Genomic DNA, 21,462 nt, shown 5'->3' with positions numbered 1-21,462 from the left:
GCTCCAGTTTCTTCAACGATCGTTTTAGTGACTAATATCTAATTCGATTTAAAACTCAGATATAATTGGATAGATTTGATCTCTCAGATTGAAATCATAGTTCTGGTCAACAATCCCTATCATATCATTGCTATCATAAAGCTCTACCATGAAACTCGCCATTTGTTTGGCAATGTGGTATTTAGGCATGTTTGCTTTGTAATCAAATTCTTCAGCATCTATAGATTTCTTTACAAATTCCGTTTCAGTTATTGCTGGTGCTAAAACCTTTGCTTTTAATTTCGCGCCTTTAAGCTCTAGTTCCTTTGCAAGCCCTTCGGTGAAGGCACTAACATAATATTTAGATGCAGAATAAGCAACGCTCCCAACAGCAATGGCATATCCGAGTGCGGATGATACGTTAATTAACTGAGTTCCTTCTACATCAGCATAATCTCGCACAAATAGTGTTGAAAGGATCGTCAAGGATTCGATGTTAACACGTAACATAATTTCAACTTTATCTAAATTCTGTTCTACCACAAAAGAAGCTTCACCAAGTCCTGCATTATTAATCCAGGTTTCTATTTGGTATTCCTTCAAAGTGTTATACAGTGTGTAAGCCTGCTCTGTAATAGACAGATCATTTGAACGAACAATAACATCTACATTAGGATCAATATTCTGAATTGTTGATTTAAGTTCTTCTAATTTATCTAATCTTCTAGCTACCAAAATTAAATTTTTACCGCGTGCAGCAAACGCCAATGCTGTTTCATACCCAATTCCTGAGCTTGCTCCTGTAATCACTGTATATTTCATATTATTCTCTCCCTTTTAAGTTTTTTGATCAATTAACAACATTTCAATAGAGTTTATATTCACGATTAAACTTGTATCTCATTCACCCCCTCCCTTAATAAATTTCTTCAAAATATTCAAGAACGATCATTCTAGTTAAGGTAAAAAAACTACACTATTAACTCTAATTTGCATCAGTATATCAATTCTAGAATGATCAGTAAAGAATTTTTTGACAACAATTGAGACCCTCCTTAAAATCTGATAATAACTTTTCCTTTAGGATGACCTTCAGCAACAAAAGTCAGTGCTTCGTTAATATCTTCTATGTGGAATTCTGTAGGGTCCACTGCTGGTACAATCCCATTATCTTCAATAATCTTCGTAATTTTCTTTAATTGTTCGCCATCACTGCGAACAAAAATGAAATGATATTGAATCTTCTTTTTCTTCGCTTTATGATCATACTTAGCCCCGGCGATGGTGAAGAGCTTTTGTTTCCAGCCAGAGAAGCCCAAATCTTCTGCAAAACGTTTGTTAGGACCGGTCCGCAGAGAAAGAAGGCGGCCTCCTGCTTTAATAATTGAAAGTTCATGATCAAATTCGCTGGGTCCCAAGGTATCCATCACATAATCAACATCACTAAGCTGTTCCCAATAGTTCGTAGTCGTATAATCAATATATTGGTCTGCACCAGCGGCCATTGTCCGTTCACGTGCTTCTGGATTTCCACTGATGATGACCTTGAGCCCCATGCTTTTGGCGATAGGAATGGCCATTTGGCCAAACGAACCAGACCCTCCAAGGATAAACACGCTTTCGCCAGCTTTAGCATTTAATTCTTCATTTAATCCTTGATAGGCTGTCAATCCTGTTAATGGCGCAGCAGCACCAGTCACAAAATTCAGATTGGTGGGTAGGTACCCGATGGCATCTGCATTAATTGCCGCGTATTCCGCAAAGGCACCGATTTTTTGTAGTGGCAGACGTGAATAAATTGCATCGCCAACTTTGAAACCTTGCACCTTCTTACCCACTTTTTCAATAACACCCGTCAGCTCGTTACCAAGTACTAATGGGAATTCATAATCCTGAATCAGCTTTACACTTCCGGTACCAATAAGCAATTCCAAATGATTAACTGCTGCTGCTTTCACCTGAACCAAGACTTCGTTATCACTTATTTCTGGGATTGGAATATCGTTCACTTTTACTATGAACTTTTTTGAATATTTGGTGATCTGTGCTGCTTTCATGATAAATGACCTCCTATGCGTTAAAAAAGTAACATTTATTTATTTTTGTAACTTACACAACAAGCATAAAACTATAAGTTACAAAAGTCAACAATTGTTACTGGATATTTCATATGTTAAAATACTCGCAAGTGTATAAACGACAAAAAGGAATTTATTGAAGAAAGAAGGGTTGACAGTCGGTGGCTAAAATCACTCAAGAGCTTGTTATTGAAACAGCTGAGGCATTAATTAAACGCACGGAAAAATCCGAAGTGACACTCTCACAAATTGCGGATGAATTAAGTATCACCCATGCAGCGCTCTATAAGCACTTTAAAAATAAGCAAGAGCTCTGGGCAGCTGTATCTAAGAGCTGGTTCAACCGGATGATTTCAGAACAAATTAAATTAGATATGACTAATTTAACTAAACCGCAAGAATTGCTTCACGATTGGCTATGGGCATTTGTTAACGCAAAAAAACGCGCTTATAACGAGAATCCCAAGATGTTTGCCTTGAATACTCAATACGTGGATAGCAATCCACTGGTATTACGCGATGTTCTCTGGGATTCCTACCAAATCATTGACGGCCTCATGGACTATCACGATCCCCACTTGGAACGGGCTGAGGCGATTCTCTCTGCGTTTGCAGTATTTAGCCTCCCATCCTTCAAAGAATCCTGGAATTTACCTGACTACCAAGACAGGTTTGAACGCATCTGGAGTTTAATTAATAAGGGTCTTTGAATTCAAATCCCTTAGTTTTAAAAAAATTATTCTTCAATCATAAACATGGTCCAGAAGCTTCTGTCTTCTGAAGTACTGTAGTTGTTCTCCCACTTTTGTCCGGTTCCGCCAATTTTCGTAAACTCGGAGTAAAATTATCATTGCGAAGTCCTGCTTCGGTGGAATACGCGGAACTCCTCACTGAGCATGCCAACATGTGCGGGTTACGGACGACTCTGGAACCTGTGGCTGGTGCTAGATATGCGCCGCACGGCGTAATCCTTTATTGGTTCTTCTAACTCTCCTAAAGATGATTTGCTAAAAAAATGTAAAGCCGGTTATTCAGGCTCATCCTGAAACCGGCTTTTTATTTGAAACAAATTAAAGGTATAAATTTTTTGACGAGTCTGTAAATACAGTCCCAGCTCAGGATCCTAATCATAAAAAGGGCCCCTACAGTTCCCTTTAGCTCTAAAAAGTTTAGCTTTTTTTCTCGGCTTCTATTCCGCAAGCTTGTAAGTCCAAGCAACTCTAAGAGACCAACCACCTCCTATTCTCGATACTCATCCCCGACTGCCTGCGCTCGGTTCTACCGCTGTTGAATTATGATTACCCGTTGCATTAATATTCCTTGCATACAGGTTATCCTTTGTTTGATTAGCTGAGTACTTACCAAAGGTGTTGGAAGTCTCAATGACTCCCCATCAATCCCTGCCTCGGTTGGAGATACACTCCACCATCTCCAGTGATAAGCAACTTCATTGAATGCAAAAGGCATTTATACTTCCAATCATCACGTTGAAAAACATTTGATTCCTCCACAACTCGTGTTCAATTTTATCGTTCCTTATTTTCACATTTATCCTTAAACTTGCACGAATGACGACGCCTCAAATTTACATACCTATTTTATGCGAAAAGCTGCAATTTCCGTGTTTTTGTGGGCATGCTAATGTTTGTTCAAATTCAACAATAAAGGAGACTGTTTATGACAGGGATTCTAGGCGGTAACCCCAAAGAAGAACCGATGCATTATGGAGAGATTTTTACGGTTTGGCAAGCCTCAATGGTAGCAAAGGGAGCACTCTCTTGTTACAGAGCTTATATGTATCACGCTGGTGACAATGACCTAAAAAAAATATTAGGAGCTTTAATTGATCAAGCGGAGCTTGAAATCAGTGAGTGTGATACACTGCTCTCAGAGCAAGGTATTGCATCTGCACCAGTAATGCCAAATCGGCCCGATGCCAAGCTTGAAGATATTCCTGTAGGGGCACGTTTCACAGATCCTGAAATTGCTGCCAAACTTGCAGCTGATAATGCTGTTGGACTTGTGGCATGTAGTCAGGCAATGGGACAATCGATCAGAGAAGATATAGGGGCTTTGTTTGCTAAATATCACCTTACCAAAGCAGCCATCGGCCTTAAAATTCTACATTTGACTAAGAAAAAGGGCTGGTTGATTCCTCCACCTCTTCTTGTCAAAAGACCTGAATCCGTTAAGGCGTAATCCTACTCACTCTTCAGCTTCTTATAAAAGAAGGCCTGCAATCACTCGCGGGCCTTCTTTTGCTTGTCCTACTACGACCTTTATTGGAATATGTTATCTATATAAAGGAGGAGGACAACATTAACGTATTTATAGGTTATATGATTCTAGGATTATCCCTCTCGGCACCTCTCGGACCCATTAATGCAGCACAGCTGGACAAGGGACTCCGCGGAGGATTTATGCCTGCCTGGATAGTTGGTTTAGGGGCGGTTAGTGCCGATATCATCTATATGCTGCTTGTTTATTTTGGCCTCATTCATCTGCTGGATGCTCCGTTTGTTAAAGTGTTTTTATGGTTGTTCGGATTCTTTGTCCTCGTCTATTCAGGTGTAAACAGCATTAAAAATACAAGAGAAATTTCAGGGATTGAGATGAGGGGAAACGATGTCTCACTGTCCAAATCTTATCTTTCGGGATTTCTGATGTCCTTGTTTAATCCCCTCTCCATCCTTTTTTGGCTGGGTATATACGGCTCAATATTAGCTAAGGTGGTTAGCGAGTATCCAATGCAGCAGTTATTGATCTACAGTGGAGCGATCGTCCTCGGGATTTTACTCTGGGATGTAGTCATGGCTGCCGCCTCCAGCCTCTTTCGTAAATTTCTAACTGTTCGGGTATTGAAGGCGATCTCCGTTCTGTCAGGTCTGTCGCTGATTGGCTTTGGTTTTTATTTTGGTGTACAGGCTGCCCGACTTCTCTTTTTTCATTAAACCTTGTTTTTTCGCATCCTGATGCCCTTAATCCGAAATTCAGGACCGCCCGGTAAAGAATGATATTCATTGGACTGTTCGTCCGTACTGTGATCCTTAACAGAACCGCCATTCTTGTTATGGTTATGTTGAACAATCCAATCACTCAACGCAATCAGTGAAACAATTAACAGACTGATGTAGAGGCCTGGACGACTGAGCGCGTGAAATAGCGTACCTGCTACAGCAGTAGCGATCAGCACTAAGCCCAGCCAGCGTTTCACCCCATTTAGAAGACTGGGCTTAAGCAGCTTGCGGGAGGAGAGCAATATAAAGGACCAGTTATAGAGGATCATCAGTCCGGCAGCAGTTGTAATGTATTCGTATACTTTTCCTGGCAACCACAATGACATCATAATGGCACCCCCTAAACCTCCAGCTATTAAACAAAGGGCAAAAAACGGATATTTATCCTTCCATTTCTTCGAAAAAACCTTGGGTGCATCCCCTTCCTGTGAAAGAGTGATCATCATCGAGGTAATGGCATAAAGCGAAGCTGTCATCGTGGAGAACCCAGCTATGATCAACACCCCGTTAAACAAATGCGGAACAAAGGTCAGATGGTCGCTGCTGAGCGCGAGCACAAAAGGACTTTCTTTTGGATTAAAAGCTCTAAGCGGCACCATGATTACTGCAAGCCCGATTGATAGAACATACACCGTAGCCAGTCCCAGCAACATCACCTTTCCTGCTTTTGGAGCTTCCTCAGGTTTCTTTAGCCTGTAGGACATAATTCCCAGCACCTCAATGCCACCATAGGCATAAAAAGCAAAAATAAAGGCAGACCACAACCCGATACCTCCAGATGGAAACAACGCTTTAAACCCAAGTGGAACTTTCGGTGAGAACTTAGAACCTCCGATCCAACCCGTCAGAAGTACGGCAGCAATAACAAGGAACATTAGTATAGCCGCCACTTTAATGATGGCCAGAATATTTTCAACCCTGTCAAAGCCCTTATTGCCAAAAAACACAATCAACAGGCTCACAACAGCGTAACCGGCAGCAAACACCCACATCGGTACGGCCGGGAACCAAAATCGTGAGAATATGGACAATGCTGTGAGCTGACTTCCCATAATCAACAGTTCCGAAAACCAATATACCCAGCCGCTCCCGAACCCTGCCCAATTTCCAAATGCTTTTTTTGCATAGGATCGAAATGAACCCTGCTCCGGATCTTCCGCTGTCATCTGAGCCAGTGCATCAAATACGACATATGTTCCAATAGCAGCTAAAATGTAGGCTAGCAGCACTGCTGGCCCTCCCATAGAAATTGCTAGACCTGAACCCAAAAAGTACCCGGTTCCTATAGTGCCAGCAATGCCTAACAAGCTTAGTTGCCACCATTTCAGTTTATCTTCTTCTTCAGTTTTACTGGAAGGTTGCTTCATGAATTCCGTCCTCATCCTGATTAGAATTTGAGATGTCTCTCATCTCTAGAATTCCCTTCAGGCGGGTCCCTTATTTACAGGAATCATAATAAGTAAGCTTCCTGACCAGAAAGGCTGACAGGCTTATAGTTATTCATACCGGGCGCTGTTCTTTTAAGAATAGCTAGGATACCCAAACGTGCTTCTACAATCATTTATCTCACTCCTAAATACTCCAAACCGTATCCAGTAGCTCGTCCACTGCTTGAATTCTGGTCACAGAGGGTGTTTGTATTAAATTCCCTCTGACCATAACCATAGCTACATCAGACAAAGCTTTTATGTTCTCCAATGGGTTTTGCTCCATCATGATTAAATCCGCATATTTGCCAACTTCTATTGTCCCTGTCTGGTGATCGATTCCCAAAATCTCTGCATTTGATTTGGTTACTAGTTCAATAACCTGACTTGCGTTCAGCTTTGTTTGTCGCATGAAATGATCAAGCTCACGCCAAAGATCATAGTGGGTTACATAGGACATAGCGGCATCCGTGCCCACACCATTTTGATATCATGTTCTATAGCCTGCTGTAGCCCTTTTAACATAGAGCCATACACAAGCCGGGCATCTTCCTTAACGGTTGTATTCAACTTTGTCAGGCTCGGATCTAATTTCGCACTGGGATAAGCTGCTTGTAAAGTAGGGATCACAGCGGTGTAGCCCTTTAAGGCTCTGGGATTATTTTTGTACAGCCTGATCATTTCCTCATCCATCTCCGCGCCGTGTTCAATAGTATCCACCCCACCCTTTAATGCAACTCTTACACCTTCGGTACTTTCTGCATGTGCCGCCACACGCATCCCAATTTTATGAGCTTCCTCGCAAATGGCAGCCACCTCTTCTTCCGTCATTTGCAAGCGGCCTGCTTCTCCGACCCTTTTGGCATCGGTAACCCCGCCAGTTACACATATTTTGATTAGGTCCACTCCGTTTTTTACATTGATTCTTACATTTCTTCTCCCTTCCCATGGTGAATCACCGACCAAAGCCAAATAAGGTGCACCGTGGCCATCCGTTACGCTCAGGAAATACCCGGACACCAAAAGATTAGGTCCAATAAATTGATTTGCCTTAATCTCATCCCTCAAAAGAACATCAGTATAAAAAAATTCACCTACGCTACGCATCGTTGTTACTCCGGAATGCAGTGCGGTTAGGGCATTTTTTTTCATCCGTTTCTTCAACACGTTTCTGCCCAGTCTCGTATCCAAAATATGATGAAACGCAAAATTCAGCAGCCCTTCACTGGCAGATAGCGTAAAAGGCTTCCCATCGGCAAAAAGATGAACATGCGCGTTGATGAGACCGGGCATCACATATTTCCCCGAACAATCGATCGTTTGGTAATGGTTCGGAACAGTTACAGCGCTTGCTTTCCCGATCTCTTGAATCAACCCGTTTTCCTGAATCAAAATAGTCATATGGGTATCTGTTCCTTTTATTGCATCTCCATATATAACATTGCAGTCCTTAAACGCATAACCTATCTTCATCGTAGCTTCCCCCGTTTCATGATTACACCTTTCAATAGTGAATTCATTATTCAATATTGGATTAAAAAAATAGGGACCCTCGTAGATGCTTAATGTGCATATCCACTTAGTTGTCCCTCATTGCAGCGTTGTGCGCCAGTTCCACCCCACACCTAAATTCGGCGCATTGACGTTATTCGTTTAAGCTTTTTAGTCCATACAGCCAGTATAAGCTTAATGCCTCAAAAATCCGTTTCCGGCTATCGGCGCTCATCTCGTGCTTTAATAAATCCAGAATCATATTGATGACATTGTTCGCGATGATCTTCAGCAGAATCATATTTTCTTCGGTTCCGATTTCGTATCTTTTATAATGATCCTTAATATAGGGCCTTTTAGTTTCGATCATCAGATCGATCAGCTCGTTTTTGGCATTGCTATATACGGTCCCTTTATTCTTTTCAAAAATAATAACAATCTGCCTGCTGTACTGGGTTAATATAGTTATTTGCTCTTGAACGATAGCTGATTTTTTCTCATTATTAACATCATCAAAAAAAGTCTGGTTATCGATGCGAATATTTTCCACTAACACATTCTTCAAATAGTCCACTAAAGACGGCGGAACAACTGAATAGAACAACTCTTTTTTATTTTTAAAATAAGTATAAATATTTCCAACAGAAATTTGAATTTCATCGGCAATATCATTCATTTTGGCATCAGAGAAGCCTTTTTGGAAAAATACCTTTAAAGCGGCGGATTCAATTTCCTGTTTCACTTCATCTTTTTTAGACTGCATATTGCCCCTCACCTTTAATAATGAATTGATAATTCACTATTAAAAATAATTCAAAAGATTGAATTTGTCAAACCACATTCGTGATTCAGCCATTACAATATCTCGATATAGCCTTCTGTTCCATGCACACGAATTCGTTGCCCGTCTTTTATCAATTTGGTAGCATTCTCCACTCCGACAACTGCTGGCAAGCCATATTCACGCGCAATAACTGCCCCATGGGTCATTAGTCCACCAACTTCAGTAACTAGGCCTTTTACAGATACAAACAATGGAGTCCAGCTAGGGTCAGTAAATAAGGTAACTAATATATCTCCGTTTTCTAGATCAGCATCCTCCATGTTTAAGATGACACGCGCACGTCCCTCTATAACACCGGCAGAAACCGCTAAACCTACAATAGCTTCAGTTGGGAGGTTTTCTCGTTTATACTTCCCCGCAATGATTTCACCTTCAGACGTAATAACACGTGGTGGAGTTAGTTTTTCAAATAATTTGTACTCTTCTTTGCGTTTGCTGATGATCTGGTAATCCAATTTATTTGTGCTTGCAACTTCGCATAGTTCTCCAAAAGTGAGATAGTATATATCTTCTTTTTCAGGAATAACTCCCGATTGTATTAGTTGTTCAGCTTCTTTCAGTAAAGCTTGTTTATAAACGAAGTAGCGATTAACCATACCGTATTTGGGGTATTCCCTATACCCGCTGAAATTCCGGATGAGATCAATCATTCGTTTTGTTTCATTCGCTTTTTGTTCACCATCGGGTAATTGCTTCAATCGATCTAATAGCTCTTGTTCTTTTTTCAAAGCTTCCTGTCGACCTTGCTCAAATTTCCGATGGCCAGCATTAGGTTTAAAGTTTTTGATATTACTGAGAATCATGGGGACAAGTGTAGTTGGTTTTTCGCTCCAACGAGTTCTTGTAAGATCGATTTCTCCGGTACATCGCATTCCGTATTTACTGAGATAGTCATAGAAAGCGTCTTGGGTTTCCTGCCCACCCTCAAAACTAACCAGTTCATTTAAGAAATTATCATCTTTAACCTGCTGTAAATAATCAATGACTTCCGGATATGGCCGAATCACATCAGCGAGATTGAGTAGCGCCAGACCCATTTCTGAAGTAATATTGCCCTGTACAGATTGAGAAAGCGTATCCGCTGCGTTTTTTTCACCTAACCACTCATTTATTTTTTCATTGATCCATGCTGAGGCATCCATAGCCGCCATAATCACACGCATACTTTGTGGGTTGAATAGAATCTTCTTTAATTGCTGCATATCTTCCAGAATAAAATCAAACAACTCCGCCCCTGATTTGGTTTGAATGATTTGTTGCAACTCTTCTATCGAGGCTTGGTTGCTCTTAATGAGGTCAGAAACGATTGTCGGATCATTTTCCAGTTCTACTTGAGAATCACTAGGTGGCAGGCTTGTATTGCTCTTACTCGGAGTAGAAGCCTTTTCATTATCTGCCGAAAATTTTATAAAATCTTCTCGCTCTACGATGGTTATGAGTGCGTCTTTTATGAGGGGATCAGATTTACCTAAGGCTTCTATGATCATTTCTCTGCTGCCAGGTGAAGCAAGACTTGATGTGACATCAACAAACAATCTTCCGCCAGCTGTACGCATAGGTGCAGGAGTCGTTAACAGGTAAAAAGCCAATCCCAGCGGTTTCATGGGATCTGTCATCATTTGTTGATGACCAACAGATACATAAACGTGGTTTTCTTGATCATTCGCTTCAGGGATGGGGAATAAAGTCGTGATCGGCCGACTCTGGACGATATAAAATGTATCCTCGGCCAAACACCATTCGATATCTTGTGGGCAACCAAAATAAGCTTCAATCTGTCTGCCTATCCTTGCTAATTGTAAAATTTGTTGTTCAGTAAGTGTTTGAGTCTCTTGCTGATCGAGTTCGATCTGCCGGGTCTCTGTTCCGCCTTCTTTTAGTCCGTAAATAGCCAATTTTTTGGTTGCTATTCTCTTATCGACAATTTTCTCTTGCTGTACTTTATAACCATCGGCAGATACCAAGCCAGAGACCAGAGCTTCGCCAAGTCCAAAACTGGCATCGATGGATAGCAGTTTTCGGTTAGAAGTAATCGGATCAGCGGTAAATAAAATCCCTGAAGCCTGTGGAAAAACCATCCTTTGAACGATAACGGATAAATAAACTTGACTGTGGCCAAATCCATTTTGCATGCGGTAGATTACGGCACGATCCGTAAATAGAGAAGCCCAACATTTGCTGATATGCTGAAGGATTGCTTCTATGCCGATGATATTTAAATAGGTATCTTGTTGACCTGCAAAAGAGGCATGTGGTAAATCTTCAGCGGTCGCACTAGAACGCACTGCATAAGCATGTTCATCACCCAGCTGGGTGAGATAGTGAGAAACTGCCTTCACAACATCGGAAGGAATTTCTGCTTCCACAATGATTTGCCGAATCTTCTTACTGATTTCACCGATTTGATCCCGATCTTCTACTTTTAGCATAGTTAGTTGATCCAACAAAGCATGATACGTTTGGTTCTGTTCGAGGGCTTGGTGATATCCTACTGTTGTAATACAGAATCCTTCTGGTACTTGTATTCCTTCTATTTGTGATAGTTTCCCTAAATTTAACCCTTTTCCGCCAACGAGCAAAAGCTGTGTATTGTCCACTTCCTGAAAACCGAGAACTAAAGAACGCATTTATTATCGCTCCTAACTATTAAATTGAGAAAAAAATTGACAAGAATTTAACGGTATGATAATATAAATATATAAGATGCAATTATTATGCCTAACTATAGAATTTCAGTCGTGAGTTGATTATATCATCGTGTCTTTTCATATGCAATATATAAGAATCTGATGAGATAAATCAGGTTCTTTTTTTGATTTCAGCTATCATTAGTGTTAAAGCAAATAAACCGTAGCCCCTCAAGTGGCCTACGGTTTATTTGCTTTAATATTAGAATGACGTAATAGGGTATATTATAATCCCTTCACTTCAAACTCATAGATCCGCGCTGCCGTATCGGCTCCCTGCGTAGGTTTGAGAATCAATAATTTTACATAGCGGGCTTTTACTAACGCAATTGAATCAGTCGACTCGGCAGCCGAGTTTCCTTGGACGTTGACGACATCCGTCCAGTTCGTTCCGTCGCTGCTGACCTGAATCGTATAATCACTGGTATTAAAACCGGACCACTCTCCTCCGCTCTCAGCATGCTTGATGACAAAAGCGCTGAGTTGATGTTCGGCGCCGAGGTCGACTTGAAGCCAATGGGGCAGATTGCCAATTGCGCACCATTTACTGTTATCCGTCACTTTACCATCTACGGCGTTAGGTGCCCCTTCCTTTTCCCCGCAGGCATGATCGGCTGTTGCAGTTTTACCAAGTGCCAGATTTTTCACTGCTCCAGCTTCCTTACTCACTGTGATGAGCTCTTTTTTCGTAATTGTGTCTTGGCCCGAGCTGTTAGTTGCAGTCAGTGTCACACTATAAACGCCTTCCTGAGCGAACGTCACAACTGGGTTCTTTGATGTGCTGACCGCGGGGCTTCCGCTTTCGAAGGTCCATGACCATCCTTCTGTCACTTCAGTCGACAGGTCGGTGAAGTTTACGCTCTCGCCTGGAGCGACTAGGGTTTGATCAGTTTTGAACTCCGCAGTCGGCTTTGGATAATCCGGCCAGCTGATCTTCACGCTAGAGGATTGACCTTGCTCGTATCTTCCATTGACGGCAACAACCTTCAATACTGTGATAGTTTCTTTGTCTATTCTTCGCATCTCAGGAACGTAAAACACATGATTTGGTGTTGCACCTATGAACATCTCACTGCCATCTGGAAGCACTCGATAGATTTCGTATTGCTTGACCTGTTGGTCAAGCTGTTTCCACTGTAATCTGGCATCTCCATAAATACCATTGCGAAAATCAGTTTGAGTGACCTTAAGATCGCGAACCGCGGGTAGTGGTTTGATCGGGTCATTAGCATTTTGAATGGAGAGCTGGCCAATTTGAATGTTGTAATTATTAACCTCATTCTTAGAATCAAAATACAGTGACAACGCTACGATCCGTTTCCCTTTGTATGGGGTCAAATTCAATGTTTCAGTTGTCCAGTCTGGCGATGTCTTATCCTTCACATTAAGGAAGATATTTTGATCGGGCTGATCTGCGAATGCAAGACCAACCTTCAGGCTTGGCTTATTTTGTGTTTTGTACGTAATAGACAGCTTTGTGCTTGCTTCGATCTTAAGGTCGGTCTTGTAGAGCTTCAAATGTGTCGCATTGTTAGGGTTCAGCACGCCTGATACCTTCAACGAACTGCCGCCGTAATAGGCATCGGACCAATCGAGCACTGGTGAAAGCGGGGTACCTTTGCTGTCTGCAATCCAGCGCCAGGAGGGAAGAATATCCTGCAGACTCCGGTTGTTCCAGCCTTTATCCCGCACCTGCTTCCCTCTTACAAAATATTTCTGTCCGCTTCCCGTGTTGAAGTTGGTGGTGAAAGGCAGCTCATTGATTGGTGATGATTCGATCACATCGTTAGCGATACCTTTCCAGGCTTGATCACTCGAGGTGTTACTCGGATTCCCGTTTGGACCCACCCAGAATTTATTCTCGCGTACGAAGAAATCTTCCATACTCTCTGCGCTGTTAAAAGCCCAATCGGGGCGGTAAATACCAAGGGAAGTAACGGCAGGATCTTTATCCGGAAACAACAGATTCCAGTTCACCTTTGTATCGTAACCCTTGGCTTCGACATCGATGCCTGCATACAAGTCATATGGACTTCTGCCCAAGCTTCTAGCCTTCTCTGCCGAGCTTTTAAGATCCTTCCACCAAAAGTTCAGGAACATATTGTCTGTAATTTGCTTTTTATTGTCTTGCAGGAACATCGAATTCTTGTCGTTAAGTGCATTTTGCCAACTGATACTGCCCTCATTGGTCATGGAATCATACCATACGATGTGCATAGAATTTGACTTGTGTGATTCCAGATAACTTAGGAAAGCTTTCATTTGCTGTGCGTCGGCCGGCGTTCCGCCCTCAGTCTCCTGGTTAATAAACCAGCCGTCAAATCCGTAATGGCTCGCAACCTGGATCAACTTGTCAGCAGCAGGAAAGGAGCCGTCACTATTCTGCTGAAGCATCTGCTTGACCCATTCATACTTCCCGCCATATACGGTTGGTGGAAAGAACACCGTTCCGATGATCGGCACGCCATTTTTATGAGCCGCGTCGATCGTATCAGCGCTTGGAGGTACGATGATCCCTTCGCCCGCGGAACCACCCCAATAGACCAGCTTGTCAACATATTGCCAATAGGTAAATGTGTTAGCTTCGAATTTGCTTGAACCCTGCGATGGAACTCCGCTTGTTCCCGGGTTCAGTGCTGATAAAGCCATGACTTTTGGCGCTTTGGTTGCATGAGCGTTGACTCCATCTGCTACAAAACGGTCCTGCAGCGGGACTGTGCTCCGGTTAAATGCCGCATCCGGGTCGGATGCCGGACTCCACTGAAGCAATTGCTCCGGAAACCAATAGGATGAATAAGGCTGTTTCGCGAACGCAGTTGTGGATAAGGCTGCGCACATCACAAGTAAGAATATAAAACCTGCCCCAATCTTTTTCATGCCATACTCCTCCAATCGATTGATTAAATGATTGCGCTTACATTTTATCAAGTTGGACAAAGCTATAGATAGTGGATTAATGGCAAGTTCAGGTGCATTTATTACAGGTCGTCAGCCTAGGCTATAATCCCAGTGGGGAATTTGCTCCTTGAAATTTGATATTTATATACAAAAAGCCGCAATTATGCGGCTATTAAATGTATAGGATAAGGTAAAGCGTTCAGTTATTACACTTTTAGGTTTAAAAGAAAATGCCGTGTGTCCTGATAAGCCTCTGTCCAGCCCATCTTAGCATAGAATCGAAGTCCATCGAGTCCCTTAAAATAATAGGCACCGATTAGCCGCTCCTCAAAATTCGGGGTCACTATTCTAGCTTTCTTTTGATAATTTTGATATGTGTTAATGACATCACACCAAGGCATATGCTTGTCGAGAACCGCAAGGTCTATGAGAGAATCGCCATACATGCAATTTCCATCAATAATGCCGGTTATCCGTGTTCCGTTGGACAACATATTCCACTGTTGAAAATCTCCGTGAATAAAGCTTCTATTAGATTCATTATAGGGTACATAGGTCATCAAACGACTATAGATTTCTTCGTATACGTCTCTTTCCAAGCAAGACGTGCGGAAGAGTTCATGCCAATTCTCCCAGAATGTCCCCGTCTGATCTTCCGCATTTACGGCAATGACGAAGTCTTTCCAAGATGAATAGGAACCATTGCCGTCAGGTCCGATCCAACCATAACCGTTAGTTCCCCCAATATCCGCTTCGGCTATTCTTGTTAAAATGCCGATAATTTCTGGCATCAGACGGGTTTGTTCCTCTGCTGTACAATCGGATAGATTGCGACCTTCCATTCGCTCCATGATCAAATAGGTTAACTGATTAGTCCTCCCTAACCCCAAACATTTTGGGAAAGGGATACCTTGGTCGAGTAGCAAATTAGATACAAATTGTTCGGTCTCATATGCTCGTTCCAAATCGCTGAATTTCACAACATAGTCTTTTCCTTCTAAAATAAAAGAAAACACGTTGCTTATATTGCCGCCAGACAACGGTGTAATCTCAGCCGCTCCCTGTCCAAGATGATTCCACAGTACTTTTTCAATTTCACTCATGGTCAATTCCGGTTTTTCGTAAGCCATATTTACTCCAACTCCTGCTTATTTGAGTCTACATATGAATTTATCCGCAGCATATCAAAAACACCCTCATCCTAAATATCTCGTTTCTCATACTCAAAGGGTTCATCACATGAGTAAATTTCATGGAAAAATCCTACATATGGGATATCGTCTTCTAGACATTTTATACGATATGACAGCTCTTCATCGCATTCCGGGTCTTCACCATTGTTCCGCATTACCTCGAATGCATCAACGATGTTTTCCATGAGGGTTACTTGGATAAACAATGGCAATGTGTCTAACATCGAATCTTCGATCCTGGTCTCGGATCTGTAGCCATCAAGGACTGTTTTAAAATAATCATCCATAAACTGTTTGCGTTTATCAGTGTCTTGTTCAAATTGTATCCAGCCCACTCCAAGTGTCCAGAGATTTGCCAGGTCATACATATACCAACAAAAGCAGGAGTTATCGAAATCAAAAACAGTTATTTGCCCTGTATCAAAATCGATCATATAATTCCCATCGCAGTAATCAAAATGAACCATCCCAAAAGACTCGTGATTCCTGTCCATCCCTTCTAAGGTTGTTAAGAGATCTACCAGTTTCTCTTTCAACAGAGATAACGAGTCAGGTATTAGCTTATCTATATAATCGGCATTGTATTTATCAAAAAAATAATACCGGGAATGGACAGGTGTATAACCCTTCGATAATTGATGCATTTTTCCAAGAACTTTGCCACAGTTATAATAGTATTCCGTAATAGGAACGCCTTCCCGATACTGATAATTATTTTCCGCGAGCATACCCCCCTTGGCCTTTTCAAACAAGCAGACAAAAAAGGTATGATTATTAAGAGTTATCGTTTCCAGCAGATTCCCCTTCTGGGAGTTGACCACATTCGAAACACTGCCTCCATGCTCGTACAAATACCTGATATATTCCACTTCACCCAAAATATCTTCTCGGCTTCTGTCACTTAAGAAGGCAATTCTGATTATTTTTGCTTCAGAATCAGCTTTATCACAGTTATATGCGACATTCCGTCCTCCTTCATGTGCATTGATAAGCCTGATTTCATAACCTTCCAATCCGTACAATTCATTCACTAATGGAAGTAAGTGTGTATCAGCGATTTTAATAACCTCGTTATAATTCAGAATATCTCTCCTCTCAACTTCTTCAATATATGGATAGTTTACCAGCTCCAGCTGATAAACTGGATGGAGAAAACAACTATAACTGAACTATCCTGCTTCATTAGGTCATCGTTCCTAGGTACACACGAATTAAAATATCTTGGTCATGGTTACCGAATCCAGCCCCATAAAGTGTCAAACCACCAACATTAACAGCCTTCTCGTCAACTGCGAACCGAAGCGTCCAGAATTGTTCCCGTAGCAAAATATCTGCGACAGTAATGTCCGACATCCTTTCTTCATCAATAAATGTGCCCGAAGTGTCAATGCGGAGCGTCTTCAATAACCCGTATTGATTTACATTCCGATGCCACCAATCCGGAGTATATATGCCTCGTGCCGCTCTTCCAAAGTCTGCCGGACTGGTCCAAGTTCCAAGCTTCACACCGTTAAATAAGAACTCAATATCCGAAGGCCAATGATCTTTCAAGCCTGGCGCTTCAGAAGCAATTTCCATTGAAATCTCGATGGCCTCGGGCATTTGACCGGGAAGTAAGTAGTTAGGCGTTTTGTACTCTACGTAACCTCTCCCAAACCACAAAATGCCGGCGTTGACCCGCTCGGGATCGAGAAAATAGCGGGGATCGTCCCAAACCCCAATCTCTTTCTCTTGTGTCCCAAGACCACATGTAGGATGGACATCAAACGAGGTATAATGACCGACTGAAATGCTCTGCTCTCTGATCCTCGGAGTTTGAGTGGCAGTGGGGAGTTCGATTTCAACTCTTTTTTGTTTAAGGAAGCACATTTTGTGTGTTCCTCCGTTTAGGCGTATCCTGTGACTTCCTGTAAGTCCAGCTTGTTCGAGCTTTCGGATATGCATAGTAACTATGGAAGGGCTAAGCTCTAACTTAGCCGCGATCTCCTTCACATTCATTTCATTATCTGCAATGAGGCTCATAATCCTCCATCTGACTTCGCTTGCCAGCGCTTCATACAACGACATGAATTTTGCTTCGCCGTTTGCTTTGATCATCATCATAATCACCTGACCTGTGCTTATTGAAATTACATATATATTAATTTAATAAATATAACGTATATCTTCAACCCCGATTCATTGAAAACCTATAAGCAATAGTGTTTAATTTTCTTAGTAGTTAAATATATTGAATTCTTATTTATATGAATTTATTAATGAGGTGGAGAAATGAAATACAATAACCCGGTCATCAAAGGGTTTTATCCTGATCCCAGCGCATGTAAAGTTGAAGACACTTATTATTTGGTCTGCAGTTCCTTTCAGTATTTTCCCGGTGTTCCGATTTTTGAAAGCAAAGATTTAATTAATTGGACCCAAATCGGTCATTGCTTAACCCGAAAGAACCAGATTCAACTGGATACTGTGGACAGCTCCGGTGGTGTATTCGCCCCCACCCTGCGGTACAATAATGGACGATTCTACATGACGACCACTAATGACACTCTGCGCCAGAACTTCTATGTCTGGACTGACAATATTTACGGCGAATGGTCTGATCCGATTAATGTAGATCAAGGCGGTATTGATCCGGATTTGTATTTTGAAGACGGCAAAACGTATTTCATGAGTAATGGGACAGACGATTACGGAGTTAATGGTATAGTCCAATGTGAAATTGAAATTGAAACTGGGCAGAAGCTGTCGTCAAGCCGTTCAATCTGGCAAGGATCCGGTGGGCGTTATTTGGAGAGTCCTCATTTATACAAAATTAATGGACAATACTATCTACTAGCTGCTGAGGGTGGAACCGAATATGGGCATATGGTTACTTATGCAAGGGGCAATTCTCCTACTGGCCCATTCGAAGCCTACCCGCATAACCCCGTATTGACTAATCGAAATTTAGGCGGTTACGAGCTTCAGGGAGTTGGACATGGAGATTTGGTACAAGACCATGAGGGGGATTGGTGGCTGTTACATCTTGGATTCCGGCAGACTGGCCAGTATCTTACCTATCACCATTTGGGGCGCGAGGTTTTTCTAACTCCGATTACCTTTGGCGAGGATGGATGGTTTACAGCAGGTCATGAAGGTACCACACTTATAAGTTTTGAGACTGATCGTATTGCGGACACAGTCATTCAGCAGGAGAAAAGAGTCTTTACGTTCGAGAACACAGATTGGAATTTAGACTGGTGTTACCTGCGTCACCCGGTTACAGAAAATTATCGGTTAGAAGCTGATAAAATAAAGCTTAAAGGAACTGCAGTTACGTTAGATATCCCGGCTACTCCGACATTTATTGGTATTCGTCAAAAAGATTTTAACGCAATTATTTCGTGCCAAGTCAGCCTTACGAATGGTGAAGCCGGAATTACACTTTACATGGACGAAAATCACCATTATGATTTGGCCTTGCGTAAACATCCAGAGGGTTATGAGATTATCGAACGGCTGAATATCGGAGATATCAAATCCATTGAAAAAACAAAAAATATAGGTCAGTGCAACCATGCTTCATTAGTTGTCAAAAGCAGTCCAACGCATTATCAATTTTATATCCAGGTAGACGGTATTGAGATCTTACTCGGAGCTGCGCAAACCAAATATCTATCCTCTGAAATAGCCGGAGGATTCACAGGTGTGCTTATTGGTTTGTACGCCACTGGAGAAGATCAAGATTATAATGCGATATTCACAAGCTTTAGCTGCCTTTATTCTTAAACCTTCAAATTAAAATGAACTGTTCAAGGCTAAGGGTCTTATAAATAAAAGAGGGGTTAACCCCTTAATTATGGTTAACCCCTCTTTTATCAAAACCAACAAGATCCTAAGAAAAATTAGATATCCAGCTTCCTTGTACTTAACGCTTTTACCATTACAGGATCTCTATGTGAAAAGAACAAGCTCTCTTTTGTGTCTAACAGCGCAATTTGTTCTATATCCTCTGAGTTTAATTCAAAGTCAAAGATATTAAAGTTTTCAATTATTCTTTCTTTCCGGACAGACTTTGGAATCACAACAACTCCTCTTTGCGTCAACCAGCGTAAAACCACTTGGGCAACAGATTTATTATATTTTTGAGCTATTGATACTAAAACTTCGTTCTGAAACATGTTGTTTTTACCTTCAGCAAATGGACCCCATGATTCAATCTGAACATTGTTTTCTTTCATGAATGCAGCACTTTCAATTTGTTGGCAGAATGGATGTGTCTCAACTTGATTAACTGCAGGAGTTACTTCATTATGAATAATCAAATCAATCAGACGATCGTTCTGGAAGTTACTTACGCCAATCGCTCTGATTTTTCCTTCACGGTACAATTCCTCCAGCGCCCGCCAAGAACCATGCACATCGCCAAATGGCTGATGAATTAAATACAAATCCAAATAATCAAGTTGCAATCTTGAAAGGGATTTTTCAAATGCTTCCTTTGTACGTTCGTATCCTGTATCTTGAACCCATAATTTCGTAGTAATAAATAGATCCTCTCTTGGTACTCCACTCCGTTTGAGGGCTCTTCCCACCGCTTCTTCGTTTAGGTATGAGGCTGCGGTATCTATCAGTCGATAACCTGACATGATCGCATCGTAAACAGCTTGTTCACATTCAGCTTCATCATGAATTTGAAAAACCCCAAAACCAAGTATCGGCATTTCAACACCATTGTTCAAAATAACTTTTTGCATAAAAAATCCTCCTATTAGTTGATGATATAGCTCTATTTAAAAGTGTGAACTATCAATATCCAGTTTTGACAAAGCTTCATTTAGACTATCTACATCTTCCTTTGTTAATTTGAGATCAGCTCCATATAGGTTTTCTTCTAATCTGTTTAATTTTGTAGTGCCTGGAATTGGAATGATATATGGTTTTTGAGCTAATTCCCACGCGAGTACGACTTGAGCTGGTGTTGCATTTTTGCTTTTTGCAACTTGAGTAATTAAATCTAATAACACTTGATTATGATCAATCACATCAGGTTTGAATCTTCCCATGAAACTTCGATAGTCACCTTCATCATATTTGGTTTCCTTGGTATATTTACCACTTAAGAAACCATTTCCTAATGGACTGTAAGCGATAAAAGCAATTCCTAACTCTTCACAAAGCTCAAACAACTCTTTTTCCGGTTCACGCCACATCATGGAGTACTGATTTTGGGTTGCAGTAATCGAACATACAGCATGTGCACGTTTCATATAATCAATCGGTGCATTAGAGACTCCCCATGTTTTAATCTTCCCTTCAGCTATTAAATCTTTCATTGTTTCTGCGACAGCTTCAGGTTCGACATTCGGATCCACTCGGTGCTGATAATATAAATCAATGCAATTGACCTCCAACCTTTTTAATGAGCCTTCTATTTGTTCACGAATAGAATCTGGTGTGCTATTCAAAATAAGTTGAGGTTGACCGTCTACAGCTTCTTGTCCTAAAATTCCAAATTTAGTTGCAATCACAACTTGATCTCTTAGTGGTGCAAGGGCTTCGCCTACTAATTCCTCATTGGAATCTCCATAAAAAGCAGCAGTATCAAAGAAATTACATCCTAGTTCAACTGCTCTGCGAATTAATTTAACCATTTCATTACGATCGGCTGGCTTTCCATAGGCATGATCCATTCCCATACAGCCAAGCCCTATTGCCGAAACTTCCAAGCCACTATTTCCTAATTTACGCATTTGCATCTGTGATCTTCCTTTCGCATGAAGTTCAGTCAAAGTTCAACGTTCAAGTAAGCTGCATTATTGTTCAGCACGTTAATCCAGCTAAATTAGTTTGGGTACTATTTTAGTAT

At 41.4% G+C, this 21,462-nt stretch carries 17 protein-coding genes; 4 read left to right on the top strand and 13 right to left on the bottom strand.

Annotated elements, in window-relative coordinates; genetic code table 11:
* Positions 1-48 precede the first annotated feature (48 nt).
* Both MHI25_RS15985 and MHI25_RS15980 read right to left on the bottom strand, forming a co-directional pair.
* Entirely contained in the window at positions 49-801 is a 753-nt protein-coding gene (locus MHI25_RS15985) for an SDR family NAD(P)-dependent oxidoreductase (RefSeq protein ID WP_340393552.1), read from the bottom strand.
* Positions 802-1,034: 233 nt separating this feature from the next.
* A complete protein-coding gene (locus MHI25_RS15980) occupies positions 1,035-2,036 on the bottom strand; it encodes an NADP-dependent oxidoreductase (RefSeq protein WP_340393550.1) in 1,002 nt (333 codons plus the stop codon).
* Positions 2,037-2,218: 182 nt separating this feature from the next.
* Between MHI25_RS15980 and MHI25_RS15975 the strand changes: the two genes are divergently transcribed.
* The 3 genes from MHI25_RS15975 (at position 2,219) to MHI25_RS15965 (ending at position 5,008) form a co-directional block, all read left to right on the top strand.
* Positions 2,219-2,767: a TetR/AcrR family transcriptional regulator gene (locus MHI25_RS15975; RefSeq protein WP_076184956.1), complete on the top strand. Its 549-nt coding sequence runs from the start codon at positions 2,219-2,221 to the stop codon at positions 2,765-2,767.
* Between the two features lie 967 nt (positions 2,768-3,734).
* Positions 3,735-4,256 carry a DUF3231 family protein gene (locus tag MHI25_RS15970; protein WP_036677170.1) on the top strand — a complete coding sequence of 174 codons (522 nt, stop codon included), beginning with the start codon at positions 3,735-3,737 and terminating at the stop codon, positions 4,254-4,256.
* A 119-nt stretch (positions 4,257-4,375) separates the two neighbouring features.
* The gene (locus MHI25_RS15965) at positions 4,376-5,008 is read left to right on the top strand and encodes a LysE family transporter (RefSeq protein ID WP_076303795.1); all 633 of its coding nucleotides are present in this window, start codon (positions 4,376-4,378) and stop codon (positions 5,006-5,008) included.
* Here the strand turns inward: MHI25_RS15965 and MHI25_RS15960 are convergent.
* From MHI25_RS15960 to MHI25_RS15920, 9 genes are all read right to left on the bottom strand, one after another.
* On the bottom strand, positions 5,005-6,441 hold the full coding sequence (locus tag MHI25_RS15960; protein WP_340393549.1) for an amino acid permease: 1,437 nt from the start codon (positions 6,439-6,441) through the stop codon (positions 5,005-5,007). The genes MHI25_RS15965 and MHI25_RS15960 overlap by 4 nt on opposite strands.
* Before the next feature lie 205 nt (positions 6,442-6,646).
* Positions 6,647-6,961: an amidohydrolase family protein gene (locus MHI25_RS15955; protein WP_340393548.1), complete on the bottom strand. Its 315-nt coding sequence runs from the start codon at positions 6,959-6,961 to the stop codon at positions 6,647-6,649.
* Complete coding sequence (locus MHI25_RS15950; protein ID WP_340393545.1) at positions 6,949-7,974, bottom strand: amidohydrolase family protein; 1,026 nt, start codon at positions 7,972-7,974, stop codon at positions 6,949-6,951. The genes MHI25_RS15955 and MHI25_RS15950 overlap by 13 nt, the downstream gene beginning before the upstream one ends.
* Before the next feature lie 172 nt (positions 7,975-8,146).
* Positions 8,147-8,755, bottom strand: coding sequence for a TetR/AcrR family transcriptional regulator (locus MHI25_RS15945; RefSeq protein ID WP_340393542.1), 609 nt, complete (start codon positions 8,753-8,755; stop codon positions 8,147-8,149).
* Between the two features lie 92 nt (positions 8,756-8,847).
* Complete coding sequence (gene ppsA, locus MHI25_RS15940; protein WP_340393540.1) at positions 8,848-11,463, bottom strand: phosphoenolpyruvate synthase; 2,616 nt, start codon at positions 11,461-11,463, stop codon at positions 8,848-8,850.
* A gap of 285 nt (positions 11,464-11,748) precedes the next feature.
* Positions 11,749-14,400 (bottom strand): discoidin domain-containing protein, encoded by a 2,652-nt coding sequence (locus MHI25_RS15935; RefSeq protein ID WP_340393539.1) that lies wholly within the window; start codon positions 14,398-14,400, stop codon positions 11,749-11,751.
* A gap of 227 nt (positions 14,401-14,627) precedes the next feature.
* Positions 14,628-15,551, bottom strand: coding sequence for an aminoglycoside phosphotransferase family protein (locus MHI25_RS15930; protein WP_340393537.1), 924 nt, complete (start codon positions 15,549-15,551; stop codon positions 14,628-14,630).
* A 71-nt stretch (positions 15,552-15,622) separates the two neighbouring features.
* Complete coding sequence (locus MHI25_RS15925; protein WP_340395685.1) at positions 15,623-16,696, bottom strand: phosphotransferase; 1,074 nt, start codon at positions 16,694-16,696, stop codon at positions 15,623-15,625.
* Between the two features lie 100 nt (positions 16,697-16,796).
* The gene (locus MHI25_RS15920; RefSeq protein ID WP_340393536.1) at positions 16,797-17,711 is read right to left on the bottom strand and encodes an ArsR family transcriptional regulator; all 915 of its coding nucleotides are present in this window, start codon (positions 17,709-17,711) and stop codon (positions 16,797-16,799) included.
* Between the two features lie 174 nt (positions 17,712-17,885).
* On the opposite strand from MHI25_RS15920, the gene MHI25_RS15915 reads away from it, so the two are divergent.
* Positions 17,886-19,382, top strand: coding sequence for a glycoside hydrolase family 43 protein (locus tag MHI25_RS15915; protein WP_076190317.1), 1,497 nt, complete (start codon positions 17,886-17,888; stop codon positions 19,380-19,382).
* Positions 19,383-19,498: 116 nt separating this feature from the next.
* Here the strand turns inward: MHI25_RS15915 and MHI25_RS15910 are convergent, their stop codons facing one another.
* Positions 19,499-20,350, bottom strand: coding sequence for an aldo/keto reductase (locus MHI25_RS15910; protein WP_076281834.1), 852 nt, complete (start codon positions 20,348-20,350; stop codon positions 19,499-19,501).
* Between the two features lie 36 nt (positions 20,351-20,386).
* The gene (locus MHI25_RS15905) at positions 20,387-21,352 is read right to left on the bottom strand and encodes an aldo/keto reductase (RefSeq protein WP_076303711.1); all 966 of its coding nucleotides are present in this window, start codon (positions 21,350-21,352) and stop codon (positions 20,387-20,389) included.
* Positions 21,353-21,462 lie beyond the last annotated feature (110 nt).

This window comes from Paenibacillus sp. FSL E2-0177 (assembly GCF_037992975.1).
Classification (GTDB): Bacteria; Bacillota; Bacilli; order Paenibacillales; family Paenibacillaceae; genus Paenibacillus_AQ; species Paenibacillus_AQ odorifer.
This window is presented reverse-complemented; position numbering and strand designations above follow the sequence as displayed.

Coding starts and splice junctions, on each gene's coding strand:
- MHI25_RS15985 (WP_340393552.1), bottom strand. CDS start 801: ATGAAATATACAGTGATTACAGGAGCAAGCTCAGGAATTGGGTATGAA.
- MHI25_RS15980 (WP_340393550.1), bottom strand. CDS start 2,036: ATGAAAGCAGCACAGATCACCAAATATTCAAAAAAGTTCATAGTAAAA.
- MHI25_RS15970 (WP_036677170.1), top strand. CDS start 3,735: ATGACAGGGATTCTAGGCGGTAACCCCAAAGAAGAACCGATGCATTAT.
- MHI25_RS15960 (WP_340393549.1), bottom strand. CDS start 6,441: ATGAAGCAACCTTCCAGTAAAACTGAAGAAGAAGATAAACTGAAATGG.
- MHI25_RS15955 (WP_340393548.1), bottom strand. CDS start 6,961: ATGTCCTATGTAACCCACTATGATCTTTGGCGTGAGCTTGATCATTTC.
- MHI25_RS15950 (WP_340393545.1), bottom strand. CDS start 7,974: ATGAAGATAGGTTATGCGTTTAAGGACTGCAATGTTATATATGGAGAT.
- MHI25_RS15945 (WP_340393542.1), bottom strand. CDS start 8,755: ATGCAGTCTAAAAAAGATGAAGTGAAACAGGAAATTGAATCCGCCGCT.
- ppsA (WP_340393540.1), bottom strand. CDS start 11,463: ATGCGTTCTTTAGTTCTCGGTTTTCAGGAAGTGGACAATACACAGCTT.
- MHI25_RS15935 (WP_340393539.1), bottom strand. CDS start 14,400: ATGAAAAAGATTGGGGCAGGTTTTATATTCTTACTTGTGATGTGCGCA.
- MHI25_RS15930 (WP_340393537.1), bottom strand. CDS start 15,551: ATGGCTTACGAAAAACCGGAATTGACCATGAGTGAAATTGAAAAAGTA.
- MHI25_RS15920 (WP_340393536.1), bottom strand. CDS start 17,711: ATGATCAAAGCAAACGGCGAAGCAAAATTCATGTCGTTGTATGAAGCG.
- MHI25_RS15915 (WP_076190317.1), top strand. CDS start 17,886: ATGAAATACAATAACCCGGTCATCAAAGGGTTTTATCCTGATCCCAGC.
- MHI25_RS15910 (WP_076281834.1), bottom strand. CDS start 20,350: ATGCAAAAAGTTATTTTGAACAATGGTGTTGAAATGCCGATACTTGGT.
- MHI25_RS15905 (WP_076303711.1), bottom strand. CDS start 21,352: ATGCAAATGCGTAAATTAGGAAATAGTGGCTTGGAAGTTTCGGCAATA.